This is a genomic window from Marinobacter lipolyticus (genome assembly GCF_018424605.1).
Lineage (GTDB): Bacteria > Pseudomonadota > Gammaproteobacteria > Pseudomonadales > Oleiphilaceae > Marinobacter > Marinobacter lipolyticus_B.
In genome coordinates this window covers 36,406-49,853 of record NZ_QTKT01000015.1, presented here as the reverse complement: position 1 = coordinate 49,853, position 13,448 = coordinate 36,406, and the positions used below count along the sequence as shown (strand labels likewise).

Annotated in this window: 14 protein-coding genes; 6 read left to right on the top strand and 8 right to left on the bottom strand. The window is 59.5% G+C overall.

Features of this window, described 5'->3' with window-relative positions; genetic code table 11:
• Positions 1 to 111 precede the first annotated feature (111 nt).
• From DYI22_RS16290 to DYI22_RS16280, 3 genes are all read right to left on the bottom strand, one after another.
• Entirely contained in the window at positions 112 to 693 is a 582-nt protein-coding gene (locus tag DYI22_RS16290) for a YggT family protein (protein ID WP_213479114.1), read from the bottom strand.
• A 23-nt stretch (positions 694 to 716) separates the two neighbouring features.
• Positions 717 to 1,550 carry a pyrroline-5-carboxylate reductase gene (proC, locus tag DYI22_RS16285; protein ID WP_213479113.1) on the bottom strand — a complete coding sequence of 278 codons (834 nt, stop codon included), beginning with the start codon at positions 1,548 to 1,550 and terminating at the stop codon, positions 717 to 719.
• Between the two features lie 62 nt (positions 1,551 to 1,612).
• Positions 1,613 to 2,317: a YggS family pyridoxal phosphate-dependent enzyme gene (locus DYI22_RS16280; protein WP_213479112.1), complete on the bottom strand. Its 705-nt coding sequence runs from the start codon at positions 2,315 to 2,317 to the stop codon at positions 1,613 to 1,615.
• A gap of 51 nt (positions 2,318 to 2,368) precedes the next feature.
• Between DYI22_RS16280 and DYI22_RS16275 the strand changes: the two genes are divergently transcribed.
• The 3 genes from DYI22_RS16275 to DYI22_RS16265 all read left to right on the top strand — a co-directional run bounded on the left by DYI22_RS16275 (position 2,369) and on the right by DYI22_RS16265 (position 6,102).
• Positions 2,369 to 3,403 (top strand): type IV pilus twitching motility protein PilT, encoded by a 1,035-nt coding sequence (locus tag DYI22_RS16275; RefSeq protein WP_213479111.1) that lies wholly within the window; start codon positions 2,369 to 2,371, stop codon positions 3,401 to 3,403.
• Between the two features lie 33 nt (positions 3,404 to 3,436).
• The gene (locus tag DYI22_RS16270) at positions 3,437 to 4,558 is read left to right on the top strand and encodes a PilT/PilU family type 4a pilus ATPase (RefSeq protein ID WP_213479110.1); all 1,122 of its coding nucleotides are present in this window, start codon (positions 3,437 to 3,439) and stop codon (positions 4,556 to 4,558) included.
• Between the two features lie 122 nt (positions 4,559 to 4,680).
• Positions 4,681 to 6,102 carry an OmpP1/FadL family transporter gene (locus DYI22_RS16265; protein ID WP_213479109.1) on the top strand — a complete coding sequence of 474 codons (1,422 nt, stop codon included), beginning with the start codon at positions 4,681 to 4,683 and terminating at the stop codon, positions 6,100 to 6,102.
• A gap of 31 nt (positions 6,103 to 6,133) precedes the next feature.
• On the opposite strand, the gene DYI22_RS16260 is transcribed toward DYI22_RS16265, so the two are convergent.
• Positions 6,134 to 6,511, bottom strand: a complete 378-nt coding sequence (locus DYI22_RS16260; RefSeq protein WP_213479108.1) for a hypothetical protein — start codon at positions 6,509 to 6,511, stop codon at positions 6,134 to 6,136.
• 246 nt (positions 6,512 to 6,757) lie between these two features.
• A complete protein-coding gene (gene polA / locus DYI22_RS16255; protein ID WP_213479107.1) occupies positions 6,758 to 9,487 on the bottom strand; it encodes a DNA polymerase I in 2,730 nt (909 codons plus the stop codon).
• Between the two features lie 85 nt (positions 9,488 to 9,572).
• Between polA and DYI22_RS16250 the strand changes: the two genes are divergently transcribed.
• Positions 9,573 to 9,911, top strand: coding sequence for a DUF2782 domain-containing protein (locus DYI22_RS16250; RefSeq protein WP_213479106.1), 339 nt, complete (start codon positions 9,573 to 9,575; stop codon positions 9,909 to 9,911).
• A gap of 1 nt (position 9,912) precedes the next feature.
• Here the strand turns inward: DYI22_RS16250 and DYI22_RS16245 are convergent, their stop codons facing one another.
• Positions 9,913 to 10,329: a fibronectin type III domain-containing protein gene (locus DYI22_RS16245; RefSeq protein ID WP_213479105.1), complete on the bottom strand. Its 417-nt coding sequence runs from the start codon at positions 10,327 to 10,329 to the stop codon at positions 9,913 to 9,915.
• Between the two features lie 359 nt (positions 10,330 to 10,688).
• On the opposite strand from DYI22_RS16245, the gene DYI22_RS16240 reads away from it, so the two are divergent.
• Positions 10,689 to 11,105: a hypothetical protein gene (locus tag DYI22_RS16240; protein WP_213479104.1), complete on the top strand. Its 417-nt coding sequence runs from the start codon at positions 10,689 to 10,691 to the stop codon at positions 11,103 to 11,105.
• A 67-nt stretch (positions 11,106 to 11,172) separates the two neighbouring features.
• Here DYI22_RS16240 and DYI22_RS16235 read toward each other — a convergent pair whose 3' ends face one another.
• Complete coding sequence (locus DYI22_RS16235; RefSeq protein WP_213479103.1) at positions 11,173 to 11,820, bottom strand: DUF4124 domain-containing protein; 648 nt, start codon at positions 11,818 to 11,820, stop codon at positions 11,173 to 11,175.
• 6 nt (positions 11,821 to 11,826) lie between these two features.
• A complete protein-coding gene (gene pyrE / locus DYI22_RS16230; protein ID WP_213479102.1) occupies positions 11,827 to 12,465 on the bottom strand; it encodes an orotate phosphoribosyltransferase in 639 nt (212 codons plus the stop codon).
• An 81-nt stretch (positions 12,466 to 12,546) separates the two neighbouring features.
• Between pyrE and DYI22_RS16225 the strand changes: the two genes are divergently transcribed.
• Entirely contained in the window at positions 12,547 to 13,353 is an 807-nt protein-coding gene (locus DYI22_RS16225) for an exodeoxyribonuclease III (RefSeq protein ID WP_213479101.1), read from the top strand.
• Positions 13,354 to 13,448: the final 95 nt, after the last annotated feature.

The following is a 13,448-nucleotide window of genomic DNA, read 5'->3' as shown; positions in this document are numbered from 1 at the left end:
AACGTCAGGTTTTGGTCAAAAAAAGGCCGCCGAATCAGTGAGATGATTCGACGGCCCGGGTGTGAAGCATTGTGTTGAGAGTTGTAACGGTTTGTAGTCTTGCGACAGGGTTTACATTCCGGCGAGTGCCCCCATGCCGGCGCCGATCTTCATGTGGTCGATGACCACGGACACCACATTGAGGATCAGGAACACAATGATCGGCGAGAGATCCAGACCACCCATGGATGGCATGATCTTGCGCACCGGGCGCATGACCGGCTCGGTAATCTGCGCCACCAGCTGGATGGCCGAATGGTGGCTGCCGGGTGCGATCCAGCTCACCACCACCACCGCGATCACCGACCAGAAGTAAATCTTGACGATCAGGTCGAGCACGTTCAGTGCCGCCCACACCAGCAGCGTGATGGGGTTGATGGCCGGAACGCCGCTGTTCATCGCCACCAGGATCAGGAAGAACGCCAGCGCCTGGATCAGAACCGCCAGCACCAGGGCCGCGCCGTCAATGCCGCCCCAGCCGGGGATGATGCGTCGCAGGGGTCTCAGCAGCGGGTTGGTGGCTTTCACCACGAACTGGGAGATCGGGTTGTAGAAATCCGCCCGCGCCAGCTGCAGCAGGAAACGCAGCAGTACGATGGTCATGTAAAAGGTAGAGGCGATGAGCAGGATGGTAATCAGAATGTCTGCCAGCATGAAGCCGTGTCTCCGTTATCGGTTTACTGTTTGCCGGCCAGTTCTTTGGCCATGTCTTCAGAGCGGGAAAAGGCCGCGGTGTAGGCTGTCTTGACCAGTTCTCTCAGCCCGCCATCTTCGAAGGTATGGATCGCGCGCTCCGTGGTGCCGCCGGGAGACATGACGTTGCGTTTCAGTTGGGCGGGATCGTGTTCGCTGCGCCCCGCCATTTCCGCCGCGCCGGCCATGGTCTGGATCGCCAGTTTGCGAGCGGTTTCTGCCTCAATGCCCGCTTCCGTGGCGGCTTCTTCCAGCGCCTCCAGCATCAGGAAGAAGTAGGCCGGCCCACTGCCCGACAGCGCAGTCACAGCGTGCAACAGGTTTTCTTCCTCTACCCACAGGGCCGAGCCGATGCTGCTGAAGACCGCTTCCACACTCTGCTTCTGCTTGTCACTGACCTGATCGTTGGCAAACAGCCCGGCCGCACCCTTGCCCACCAGGGACGGAGTGTTCGGCATCACCCGTACCAGTGGCAGACCGCCGCCAAGCCATTCGTCCAGCGTGCCGGCTTCAAGGCCTGCGGCGATGGACACCATCAGCGGGCGGGTGTTCTGCACCACCGGCGCAATGTCGCGGCAGACGTCGGCCATCACCTGGGGTTTGACCGCCAGAATCACGATGTCGGCCTGTTGGGCGCAGTACCGGTTATCGGTGGTGACGCTCACCCCGAAGCGTTTGCGGATGGATTGCAGGTGACTGTCATCGGGAGCGCTGACCCAGATATCGGCTCCCTTGAAACCGCTGTCCAGCATGCCGCCAATAATGGCGCTGGCCATGTTTCCTGCGCCGATAAACGAAATGGTTGGTGATGTGCTCAAGGTTCACTCCACTGTTGATCTGTCAATGATCCGGGTTTCGATGATAACAGGAACTGAGGTGTTCAGCTCTTGGCCGGGCGCTTGCCGAACAGTGCGGTGCCCACCCGCACCCAGGTCGCCCCTTCTTCAATGGCCATTTCCAGGTCGCCGGACATGCCCATGGAGAGCGTGTCCAGGGGCCCCGCCCCGGGGTGCTGCTGGCGCAGGGACCTGAGCGTGTTGGCCAGAGTGCGGAAACTGCTGCGCAGCCCGGACTCCGGTTGATCCGGGTCGGGAATGGCCATCAAGCCTCGCAGCGACAGGTTGGGCAGCTCGCCAACCGCTTCGACCAGCTCGTCCAGCTCTGCCAGACTGCATCCGGCCTTGCTGTCTTCGTTATCAATGTTGACCTGAAGGCAGATGTTCAGGGGAGCCAGACCGGGCTCGCGTTGCTCGCTGAGCCGGCGGGCAATTTTCAGGCGGTCGACGCTGTGCACCCACGAAAAGGCAGCGGCAATCTGGCGGGTCTTGTTGGACTGAATGGGGCCGATGAAGTGCCAGTCAATGTTCGTCAGATCCGCCAGCGCGGCCTGTTTGTCCAGCGCTTCCTGCAGGTAGTTTTCGCCGAATGCGGTTTGCCCCGCCGCCGCGGCCTGACGTAGTTCATCCGCTGTGCGGGTCTTGCTGACTGCCAACAAACGCACGGATTCAGGCGCCCGTCCCGCCCGCAATGTTGCTTTTTGTATGCGTCGGGTTACGCTCCCGATGTTGTCTGCTATGCTGCTCATACTGTGAGTTTGCCGCTTCTGAATTAAAAGAAAAAGCCTTCCGAGGAACCTATGGATATTACCGAACTGCTTGCCTTCTCGGCGAAACAGGGCGCGTCGGATTTGCACCTGTCTGCCGGTTTGCCCCCCATGATCCGTGTTGATGGCGACGTGCGCCGAATCAACCTGCCGCCCATGGAGCACAAAGAAGTGCACGGGCTGATTTACGACATCATGAACGACAAGCAGCGCAAGGACTACGAAGAGTTCTTCGAGACAGACTTTTCCTTTGAGGTGCCCGGGGTAGCCCGTTTCCGGGTGAACGCGTTCAACCAGAACCGCGGTGCCGGCGCCGTCTTCCGGACCATCCCGTCCAAGGTTCTGACGATGGAAGATCTGGGCATGGGCCAGGTTTTCAAGGATGTGTCCTCGGTGCCCCGCGGTCTGGTGCTGGTGACCGGGCCCACCGGTTCCGGTAAGTCCACCACGCTGGCGGCAATGATCGACTACATCAATGACAGCCGCTACGAGCACGTGCTCACCATCGAAGACCCCATCGAATTCGTACACGAATCCAAGAAATGCCTGGTCAACCAGCGCGAAGTGCACCGCGACACCCTGGGCTTCAATGAGGCACTGCGTTCGGCGCTGCGGGAAGACCCCGACATCATACTGGTGGGCGAATTGCGGGACCTGGAAACCATCCGCCTGGCACTGACCGCGGCGGAAACCGGCCACCTTGTGTTCGGCACCCTGCACACCACCTCGGCGGCCAAGACCATCGACCGGGTGGTGGATGTGTTCCCGGCCGAGGAAAAGTCCATGGTTCGCTCCATGCTGTCGGAATCCCTGCAGGCGGTTATCTCCCAGACCCTGATGAAGAAGATGGGTGGCGGACGGATCGCGGCGCACGAAATCATGATTGGCACGGCGGCCATCCGTAACCTGATTCGCGAAGACAAGATCGCCCAGATGTATTCGGCAATCCAGACCGGTGGCTCGCTGGGCATGCAGACCCTGGATCAATGCCTGGAACGCTTGCTGCAGAAAGGGTTGATCTCCCGCGAAGCGGCCCGTGCTAAAGCAAAAATGCCGGATAATTTCTGAAGGCACCATCGATTGATGAATAGGTAAAAGGTCATGGAATTCGAAAAACTGTTGCGGCTGATGGTGGAAAAAGGCGGATCGGATCTGTTTATCACCGCCGGGGTGCCACCGAGCATGAAAGTGAACGGGAAGGTGCTGCCGGTCACCAAAAACGCGCTCACGCCGGAGCAGACCCGCGAATTTGTCTACGGATCGATGAACGACAAACAGCGGGCAGAATTTGACGAAAGCCACGAGTGCAACTTTGCCATCAGCGCCCGTGGCATCGGCCGTTTCCGGGTCAGTGCGTTCTTTCAGCGCAACCTGTGCGGCATGGTCTTGCGTCGGATTGAGGTCAAGATTCCGCAGATAGATGACCTGGCCCTGCCGGAAGTGATCAAGGAACTGGCCATGACCAAGCGCGGCCTGATCATGTTCGTGGGCGCGACCGGTACCGGTAAGTCCACCTCGCTGGCGGCCATGCTCGGGCACCGTAACCGCAACAGTCGCGGTCACATCATTTCCATCGAAGACCCCATCGAATTCGTGCACCAGCACCAGGGCTGCATCGTGACCCAGCGCGAAGTGGGTATCGACACCGAAAGTTTCGAGGTGGCTCTGAAAAACACCCTGCGCCAGGCGCCGGACGTGATCCTGATTGGTGAGGTGCGCACCCGCCAGACCATGGAGTACTCGGTTCAGTTCGCCGAGACCGGCCACCTGTGCCTGGCAACGCTGCACGCCAACAACGCCAACCAGGCGCTGGACCGGATCATCCAGTTCTTCCCGCCGGAGCAGCACAACCAGATCTGGATGGATCTTTCCCTGAACCTCAGGGCCATCGTTGCCCAGCAGCTGGTGCCGACGCCGGATGGCAACGGTCGCAAAGCGGTCATCGAGGTGCTGATCAACACCCCGCTGGTGGCAGACCTGATCCGCAAAGGGGAAGTGCACAAGCTCAAGGAGTTGATGTCGAAGTCCAACGAGTCTGGCATGCAGACGTTCGATCAGGCGCTGTACCGGCTCTACGCCGAAGGCTCCATTACCTACGAGGATGCCCTGGCCCATGCGGATTCCGCCAACGATCTGCGCCTGATGATCAAGCTGGGCGCTGACGCCCAGGGTGCGGATAAGTTGTCCTCCTCGGTGGACAAGCTGTCGATTCAGGACGACTGATCGATCTGTCGCCAAATTAGACTTTAGTATGAAACGGTTAGGGCCCTGAACCAGTAGCTTTGGCATTTGAGGCCATTGGCCCGCGATGCGTATACTCTGCCGCAAAATTAAAAGGAGGAAGTATGCGCAACAATAAGTCCAAACTTTATTCTGCCATTCGTTTTGCCACTCTGGCCGCCGTCGTCGCGCCTGCTTCGGCCCTGGCCGGCGGCTTTGCCCTCAATGAGCAGAGCGCCAGTGCCATGGGGGTTGCCAACGCCGGTACCGCCGCCAACCCGGAAAACGCCACCACCGTATTGTTCAATCCCGCCGGTATGAGTCAGCTGTCTGGTACTAACCTGTCGTTCGGTGCCGCGGTGCTGGATATTGATGCGGAAGCGAAAGACGACGCCCGCGCGACCAATCAGCTTGGTCTGCCGGTGCAGGGTTCCAGTGGCGGAGATATTGCGGATCCGGCGGTGCTGCCCAACCTGTACATGACCCGCGAGATCAGCGATTCCGTTGACGTGGGTTTTGGTATTCACGCTCCCTTCGGTCTTGCCGCCGATTACGACGACGACTTCGTTGGCCGGTACTTTGCCGACGAGACCGAGTTGACCGCCATCTCCTTCAGCCCCTCGATCTCGGTCAACAACGGCAGCGGCCTGTCAATGGGCGCCGGCATCAACATCATCTACGCCGAAGGCAAACTCACCCGCTTCCTGGATAACTCTGCCGCCAGCGCGGCGGTGACTGCACCAAGCGGTACTCCGAATCCCGGCTTTTACGATCAGGGCTACGCCGACATCGAAGGCGACGACGTGGGTGTTACCTTCCGCGTTGGCTTTCTGTATGAGCTGTCTGAGCAGACCCAGTTCGGCTTGATGGTCCAGACTGGCACCGAGCTGGAGCTGGAAGGCGACGCGGATTTGACCAACTACGTCAACCCGGCCAACGGCGTTGTCACGCCGACCAGCGTTTCCGAGCGAGTTGTGGTGCCCCTGGCCATTCCAGAGAGCATCACCGTCGGTGCCCGTCACCAACTGACGGATACCGTAACCCTGCTGGCGGGTGCCACCTATGCCAAGTGGAGCCGGTTTGAAGAGCTGGACATCGTAAGCCGGGAAACCGGTGGCGATATTACCGGGGCACCGCAGGAAGGTGCGGTGCTCAGTCATGTCACTGAAAAGTGGCAGAACACCTGGCAGTTCAATCTCGGTGCGATCTGGCAGGCAACGCCGGAGTGGGCGTTCAAGACCGGGTACGCGTTTGACGAGTCTCCGGTTAACGAGGACTTTGTGACCGCGCGTATTCCGTCCAACGATCGCCACTGGCTGACGCTTGGAGCGCAGTGGGCGGACGAGCGCAGTGGCTGGACCGTTGACGTGGCGGCCGGCACGCTGATTTTTGACGGCAACGGCCGGGTTGATGAGCGCAACTACCAGCATGAAAACCCGTCACAGGTCGCCGAGCTTCAGCCGGGCGTGCCGGACCAGAGTAACTACCAGGGCGAGTACGAGCTCGACGCCTGGAGTGCCGGCATCCAGGTCAGCAAAGCTTTCTGAGTTGATGTGCTGACAGGCTGACCGGGTCCGGTCAGCCGACCACCTGGCCGCGATAGATCACCTTGGTCCGTCGCGGCTGGGCTTCCTCTTTCTCCACCGTTGTACTCGCCCTCTCCGGATGATCATCCGCAATGACCTGTCCACGATAGGTCCGTTTAGCGCTTTCCGTTGCGTCTGCCGCCGGCGTCCTGTCCAGTTGCGGTACTTTCTCTACCAGCGTTTTCCAGGTGCGGCTCAGTTGCGTGGAGCGGGTTTTGCTGGCGTAGTCTGCCAGCTGATCTTCAAGGTGCGGTTCGGTCAGGTGCAGCTTGACGCCAAATTCGGTATGAATCAGCCGTCGGCACTGATGCACCAGTTTCAGCAGCCCCGGGTCCAGTAGCCAGCTTCGTTGAGATGCCAGTGATGTCATGGTAAAGGCCTCGGAAACGATGTGTCACAACCAGGCTCTCGCTGAATGAGTGAGAGCCGACAAGGGGTTGCGCTTGCGAATTCCGTGCCGTGTCGGCAAGTGGGCGGCCACCGGGCTGGCAGGGGCAGGGGAGGCGCCCGGCGTGACCGCAAACGGGGCATATTCCTTGGCGGACGCCCCAAAATGGTCCTCAGGCCAGCAGGTTACCGGTGGGCCAAGGCAGGTCCGGCCGGTGTGTTGCGGGTATCAGTGGGCTTCGTCCCAGTTATTACCAACGCCGGCCTCAACCAGCAGCGGCACATCCAGACTGGCGGCGCCTGACATGCGCTCTTCCAGACCTTTACGGATCGTGTCGACCGCACTCTCGCGGACTTCCAGGATCAGTTCGTCGTGTACCTGCATGATCATCCGTGCATCGTCGGCATGGTTTTCGAGCAACCAGCGTTCCACGTCAATCATGGCGCGCTTGATGATGTCTGCCGCGGTGCCTTGCATGGGCGCGTTGATGGCGGTGCGCTCCGCGGCCTGTTGCATCTGCTTGTTGCGGGCGTTGATTTCGGGCAGGTACAGACGCCGGCCGAACAGTGTCTCCACATAGCCGTCATCGTGAGCCTGCTTGCGGATGTTGTCCATGTAGCTCAGTACGCCCGGGTAACGCTCGAAGTAGCGGTCAATATATTCCTGTGCCTGATTGCGGCCCACGTCGAGCTGGCGCGCCAGGCCGAACGCGGACATGCCATAGATCAGGCCAAAGTTGATGGCCTTGGCGCTGCGGCGCTGATCGCCGGTCACCTGGTCGAGAGCAACGCCAAACACCTCCGCGGCGGTCGCCTTGTGTATGTCCTCGCCTTTATCGAACGCCTTCAGCAGGCCTTTGTCGCCCGACAGGTGCGCCATGATCCGCAGTTCGATCTGGGAGTAATCCGCCGCCACCAGTTTATAGCCTTCGGGCGCCTCGAAGGCCTGACGGATCCGTCGGCCCTGTTCGCTGCGGATCGGGATGTTTTGCAGGTTGGGTTCGGAGGACGACAGGCGACCGGTAGCGGTGACCGCCTGATGGTAGGACGTGTGGATGCGGCCGGTGCGGTGGTGAATCAGTTCCGGCAGCGTGTCGGTGTAGGTCGACTTGAGTTTGCTCAGGCTGCGGTGTTCGAGAATCAGCCTGGGCAAGGCGTGTTCATGGGCGAGTTCCTGCAGCACTGGTTCCGCCGTTGAGGGGGCGCCTTTCGGGGTTTTCTTGATGACCGGCAGCCCCATCTTGTCGTAAAAGATGGCCTGGAGCTGCTTGGTGGAACCAAGGTTAAAGGTTTCGCCGGCTTCGTCGTGGGCGGCCTGTTCCAGTTCCGCCATCCGTTCCGCCAATTCCTGGCTGTGCTGTTTCAGGGTGCTGGCGCTGATCATGGCGCCGCGTTGCTCCATGCGGGACAGCACCGGCACCAGTGGCAGGTCGATGTCCTCATAGACCGACTGCAGTTTGCCGGTTTCCGCCAGTCTCGGCCGCAGCACCTGATGCAACCTGAGAGTAATGTCGGCATCCTCTGCTGCATACGGCCCAGCTTTTTCCAGATCAATCTGGTTGAAGGTCAGCTGCTTCGCGCCTTTGCCGGCAATGGATTCAAAGGTAATGGTCTGCTCGTCGAGATACTGGCGGGCGAGGGTGTCCATGTCGTGCCGTGAAGCCACGGAGTTGAGTACGTAGGACTCCAGCATGGTGTCCTCGGCGATACCCTCGAGGGTGATGCCGTGGTTGGCCAGCACATTCTTGTCGTATTTCAGGTTCTGCCCCAGCTTCGGTCGCTTCGGGTCTTCAAGCAGCGGCTTCAGTTGTGCCAGCACGCTGTCACGGTCGAGTTGTTCGGGCGCGCCCATGTAGTCGTGGCCAAGGGGCACGTACGCGGCTTCACCGGGCTCGATGGCGAAGGAGACGCCGACCACTTCGGCATCCATGTAGCGCAGGCTGGTGGTTTCGGTGTCGACGGCAAACAGTGGCGCCTTGTTCAGGCGATCGACCCAGCGGTCGAGATCGGCCTGCTCGGTGATGATCGCGTAGCGCTTTTCCACCGCTTTGGGCGGGGGAGCGTTGCTGTCACGTGTCTCGCCCCTGGCGTCGCTGTCGGCATCCTCCAGTTCGTTGACCCAGGAACGGAATTCGTATTCGCGGAACAGTTCCAGCAGGGCGTTATCGTCCTGGGTCCGCAGTTGCAGGTCCTCCAGGCCGAAATCCAGCTCGACGTCGGTGCGGATGGTCGCCAGTTCCCGGCTCAGGGGCAGGGTGTCCAGTGCGTCCCGCAGGTACTCGCCGATCTTGCCTTTGACCTGGTCGGCGTTGGCCATCACCTCGTCCAGGCTCGGATGCTCCTGCAGCCATTTGACCGCGGTTTTCGGCCCGCATTTGTTGACGCCGGGAATGTTGTCCACTTTGTCTCCGACCAAGGCGAGGTAGTCGATGATCTGTTCCGGCGTCACGCCGAATTTGTCCACCACGCCGTCGCGGTCCATGCGGGTTTCGGTCATGGTATTGATCAGCGTGACGTGATCGCTGACCAGTTGCGCCATGTCCTTGTCGCCGGTCGAGATGACCACATCGATGCCCTTGCTGGTCGCCTCGTGAGCGAGTGTGCCGATCACGTCGTCGGCTTCCACCTCCGGCACGATCAGCAGGGGCAGTCCCATCGCCTTGACGATGTCATGGATGGGGGCAATCTGGCAGGCAAGATCGTCCGGCATGGGCGGGCGATTGGCTTTGTAGTCTTCGTACATGTCGTGGCGGAAGGTTTTGCCCTTGGCGTCGAACACCACAACCATCTTGGAGCCCGGAAAATCCTGCTCCAGCCTGCGCAGCATGCTGACCACACCCTTGATGGCGCCGGTTGGGTGATTCTTGCTGGTGGTCAGCGGCGGCAGGGCATGGTACGCCCGAAACAGATAGGATGAGCCGTCGACAAGAACGACCGGCGGGGTCTGCTGTTGTGTCATATCAAAACAGGTCCGGAATCTGATTGAAGCAGGGGTTGCCTTGTGCAACGCTGTAGCCTTGGATGGACGAAAGGGTATCACGAAAATGAAACGAATCGCCTGCCTAGGTGTTGTGTCCGCCCTGCTGTGCGCTCCGGTTGTTGCGCAGGAAAGCGGAGGGCTGGATCAGGAGGTGGTTGAGACTCCGCAGGAGCCGCTGGTGGTATCGGATTACCAGCCCTCGGCGGACGGCCCGCAGATTGTGATCCGCCCGGGCGAGAACGAGATTTTCTATGAGTACCGGGTCAACGGCCAGCTCATGGAGATCAAGGTAGTCCCGGAAGTCGGCCCCGAGTACTACCTGGTGCCGGCCGATGGCGGCGGCTGGATACGGGAGAACGAGACCGACATGCTGGTGCCAAGCTGGGTGATCTTCCGCTGGTGAATCAGCCCTGCCGTATCTGGGTCAGGTTGACCGATACCGGCTTGGAACGTCGGCTTTCCAGTCCCTTGTCATCAACGGTGGTCATGCTGAACTCGTAGGCTCCGGGCGGCAGTTGCTCCAGTGAGAAACGATTCTGGCCGGGGTCATCCACCGTAATGCGGGTGTGCCGGTCCTTGTGCTTGAGGCGGAAATAGATGCGGTAGCCACGGATCTGGCCCGGGTTCAGCACGCTGCCGTCTTCACGGGTGAGGGGGGCGCTCCATGTCAGCGCCGGCGTACGTTGTTGCTGTTTTTGCTCCTGTTGTCCGAGGGTTGAATGAAGGCTTCCCATCGCCGTGTCGAGCCGCTGGTTTGCTATTGAGGCGGCCTGGTCGATGCTGGTTTTCGATGCGCGTGAGTCTTCCTGGCAACCTGTCATCGCCAATGCGCCTGCCAAGGTGAGGGTCCGGGCAAAGCGTCGCCCCGACAAATTGTGTTTTTGTCTGATTAACATGGTGTTCTCGCTATATCCGGCTGTTGCAGCCTGCATTAATGGTCAACGGTGTGACGCGGTGTGGAAACGCTGGGCCGGAATACTGCGGGGAGACAGGCGTGTTCTTGTTGGCAAGGCATTATGGGCATGGCCAGAAAATGATCAACTGAGCAATCCGTAAAATCCGAAGCGCGTCACGGATTGGGATTTAGTATGAACATTCTAATTTTTGACCGTAACCTGACATTGTTCACTAGGGATCCATTACGAATCCACTAACCTCGACAATCTCAGGAGAGACCATCATGGGTAAACTCAAAAGCTATCAGGAACAGCTTCAGGATATCGTTGAGAAAGGCATCAATGCCGCCGAAGAGCAGCAGAAGAAGCTGGCTTCCAAGCCGTTCGAGTACGCCGAAAAGCTGGAGTCCGAAGCGCGTGAATACAGCGTCAAGACCCTGCGTACCCGCTACAATGGTTACAGCGAAAGCCTGTTCGACCAGCTTCGCAGCCTGAACAACCGTTTCGGCAGCTTTGCCGCCGACCTGGTTGCCAAGCTGGAAAAAGAAGCGGCTGAAGGCGCCGATGCGGTTGCCGACGCGGCAGACGAAGTAACCAGCGTTGCCCAGTCAACTAAGAAAACCGTTGAGGCCAAGAAGCCGGCAGCTCGCAAGACCGCTGCCCGCAAGCCTGCGGCCAAGAAGAGCACCGCCTCTGCCTGATTGGCAGTCGGTTCGGAGCGAAAAGGCCACCGATCGGTGGCCTTTTTTTGTGACGGTGACGTTTCGGTCAGTCCGAGCGACGGGGTGGGTCGAGAGGAACGGTTCGTGACTCGCCGGTGATTTCCTCCAGCCGCCTGATATCCGCTTCGTAACCCTCTCTCAGGGTCTGGATCTCGGCGCTCTGAGAAGCAATTTCCCGCTCGATCTCCTGTATCTGGGATTCCAGGCGACGGATTTTCTCGAGGGTGGATTCCGGAACCTCGCGGCCGGCCCGTTCCATGTCCGCAGCGCGGCTTTCTTCACTGTTGAGCTGGCTGACAATGACCGAAATGTTGCCCCGTTTGAGCTGGTTCAGCCCTTCGAGTTCGCGGATTTTACGGTGCATCGCCCTGACCGCCTGATCGGGGTGGCTGTAGCGTTTGAGAAGCTTGCGATCCTCTTCCTGCTGACGCTTCAGCGCTTGCTGACGTTGCTCCTCCGCTTCACGGGCGGCAATTTCTTCTTCGGTGGGTGCCGGTTCGATGGACTCGATCACCCGCCCCTTGTTGTTGAGGATATCGTACCCCCGCCGGGAAGCTTCCTGTGGGATGGTGTTGCTGATGACTATCTGGCCGTTTTCGTCCGTGTAACGGTACATGCGGGCTTCGGCGACGGTTGCTGCGAGCAGCAGTACGGAAGCGGAAGCTGCGAGTGAAAACCGGGTCAGAAGGTTCATGAATGTTCAGACTCCGTATCGGTCCCGATATTGGGCAACGCGACTGGCATGGTCGGCAAAATCCGGGCGATTGCTCACGTAGTCGAGCACCTGTTCCAGCTGGATGATGCTGACCACGGGCAAGCCGAATTCCTGTTCCACCTCCTGGATGGCGGACAGTTCGCCGTTACCACGTTCCTGTCGGTCGAGGGCAATCAGTACGCCCGCCGGTTCAGCGCCAGCGGCGCGGATCAGGTCAATGGATTCGCGAATGGCGGTACCGGCGGTGATGACATCATCAACGATCAGGACTTTGCCCTCAAGTGGGGCGCCGACAATGTTGCCGCCTTCGCCGTGGTCCTTTTTTTCTTTCCGGTTGAAGGCGAACGGCTTGCTCTGGCCTTCTGACGCCAGTGCCATGGCCGTCACGGTTGCCAACGGAATGCCCTTATAGGCAGGCCCGAAAATGATGTCATAATCCAGCCCGCTGCGTTGTACGGCTGCGGCATAGGCCTTGCTTAGCTCGAGGAGGTCTTCACCGGTATTGAACAGGCCAGCGTTGAAAAAGTAAGGACTGGTGCGTCCGGACTTGAGCGTGAACTCGCCAAAACGGAGAACGTTCCGGCGGATGGCAAATTCGATGAAATGTTGCTGATAGTCGTGCATGACAAGGCTTCTGGCGGGTGTGGATCTTTAATTAAAGCGTAAAACCGGTATCATACACACAAACCGAATCAGGGAACACGTATGCGGGTAGTAACAATCAGCGTCAACGGCCTCGCCCAGGCGGTTGAAAAAGGTTTCTTCGAATGGCTGGCCGGTCAGGATGCTGACGTGGTCTGCGTTCAGGATCACCGCATGCGTGCCTACGAAGTCGAGGACTTCAACCTGATACCGGAAGGTTATGAGGCCTACTTCATCGACGGCGAAAAGAACGAGGACGGCGGCGTGGGTATCTATACCCGCCATTTCCCCAAGGCCATCATGTATGGCTTCGCCAACGAGCAGGCGGATCGTGAGGGGCGTTTTATCCAGGCGGACTTCGACAAGGTGTCTGTCGCCTGTGTGCTGGCCCCCTGTGCCCTGGGTCGCGAGGACGAGCTGGTCGGCGACAATGACCTGACGGTGCTGGACCACAAAGATGAGTTCATGGAAGCCTTCGGCCTGCACATGCAGAAGACGCTGCGCAAACGGCGTCAGTTTATTTTCGGTGCCAACCTGCAGACCGCCCACCATGTGACTGATGCCAGCCCGCTGTATCACAAGCTGGATGTTTCCGGCTTCATGCCGCACGAGCGCGCCTGGCTGGATCGGCTGTTTGACGAGATGGGCTGTGTTGATGCCTTCCGCGAGATCAACAAGCAGAGCAACCAGTTCACCTGGTGGCCGGAGCAGACCGAGGGCTCGCGCAAGAATGCGGGTATTCGGGTGGATTACCAGCTGATGACGCCGGGCATCCGCAAGACTATCCTCGATGGCTGGATTGATGACGGCACCCGCTTTTCGGATCACGCGCCGGTGGTCATGGACTACGACATCGAAATCGGTTTCTAGCTTCCCGGTGATGTAAGCCGGAGAAAGCGCCTCCAGACGGCATTGCTTTTCCGGGCACGCTACGAGCACATCCATGTGCGCTCCGCTCCGGCCTT

Bases quoted from the DNA above. Each gene is read 5' to 3' on its own strand.
- DYI22_RS16290 (WP_213479114.1), bottom strand. From the start codon at position 693: ATGCTGGCAGACATTCTGATTACCATCCTGCTCATCGCCTCTACCTTT.
- DYI22_RS16280 (WP_213479112.1), bottom strand. From the start codon at position 2,317: ATGAGCAGCATAGCAGACAACATCGGGAGCGTAACCCGACGCATACAA.
- DYI22_RS16275 (WP_213479111.1), top strand. From the start codon at position 2,369: ATGGATATTACCGAACTGCTTGCCTTCTCGGCGAAACAGGGCGCGTCG.
- DYI22_RS16270 (WP_213479110.1), top strand. From the start codon at position 3,437: ATGGAATTCGAAAAACTGTTGCGGCTGATGGTGGAAAAAGGCGGATCG.
- DYI22_RS16265 (WP_213479109.1), top strand. From the start codon at position 4,681: ATGCGCAACAATAAGTCCAAACTTTATTCTGCCATTCGTTTTGCCACT.
- DYI22_RS16260 (WP_213479108.1), bottom strand. From the start codon at position 6,511: ATGACATCACTGGCATCTCAACGAAGCTGGCTACTGGACCCGGGGCTG.
- polA (WP_213479107.1), bottom strand. From the start codon at position 9,487: ATGACACAACAGCAGACCCCGCCGGTCGTTCTTGTCGACGGCTCATCC.
- DYI22_RS16250 (WP_213479106.1), top strand. From the start codon at position 9,573: ATGAAACGAATCGCCTGCCTAGGTGTTGTGTCCGCCCTGCTGTGCGCT.
- DYI22_RS16245 (WP_213479105.1), bottom strand. From the start codon at position 10,329: ATGACAGGTTGCCAGGAAGACTCACGCGCATCGAAAACCAGCATCGAC.
- DYI22_RS16240 (WP_213479104.1), top strand. From the start codon at position 10,689: ATGGGTAAACTCAAAAGCTATCAGGAACAGCTTCAGGATATCGTTGAG.
- DYI22_RS16235 (WP_213479103.1), bottom strand. From the start codon at position 11,820: ATGAACCTTCTGACCCGGTTTTCACTCGCAGCTTCCGCTTCCGTACTG.
- pyrE (WP_213479102.1), bottom strand. From the start codon at position 12,465: ATGCACGACTATCAGCAACATTTCATCGAATTTGCCATCCGCCGGAAC.
- DYI22_RS16225 (WP_213479101.1), top strand. From the start codon at position 12,547: ATGCGGGTAGTAACAATCAGCGTCAACGGCCTCGCCCAGGCGGTTGAA.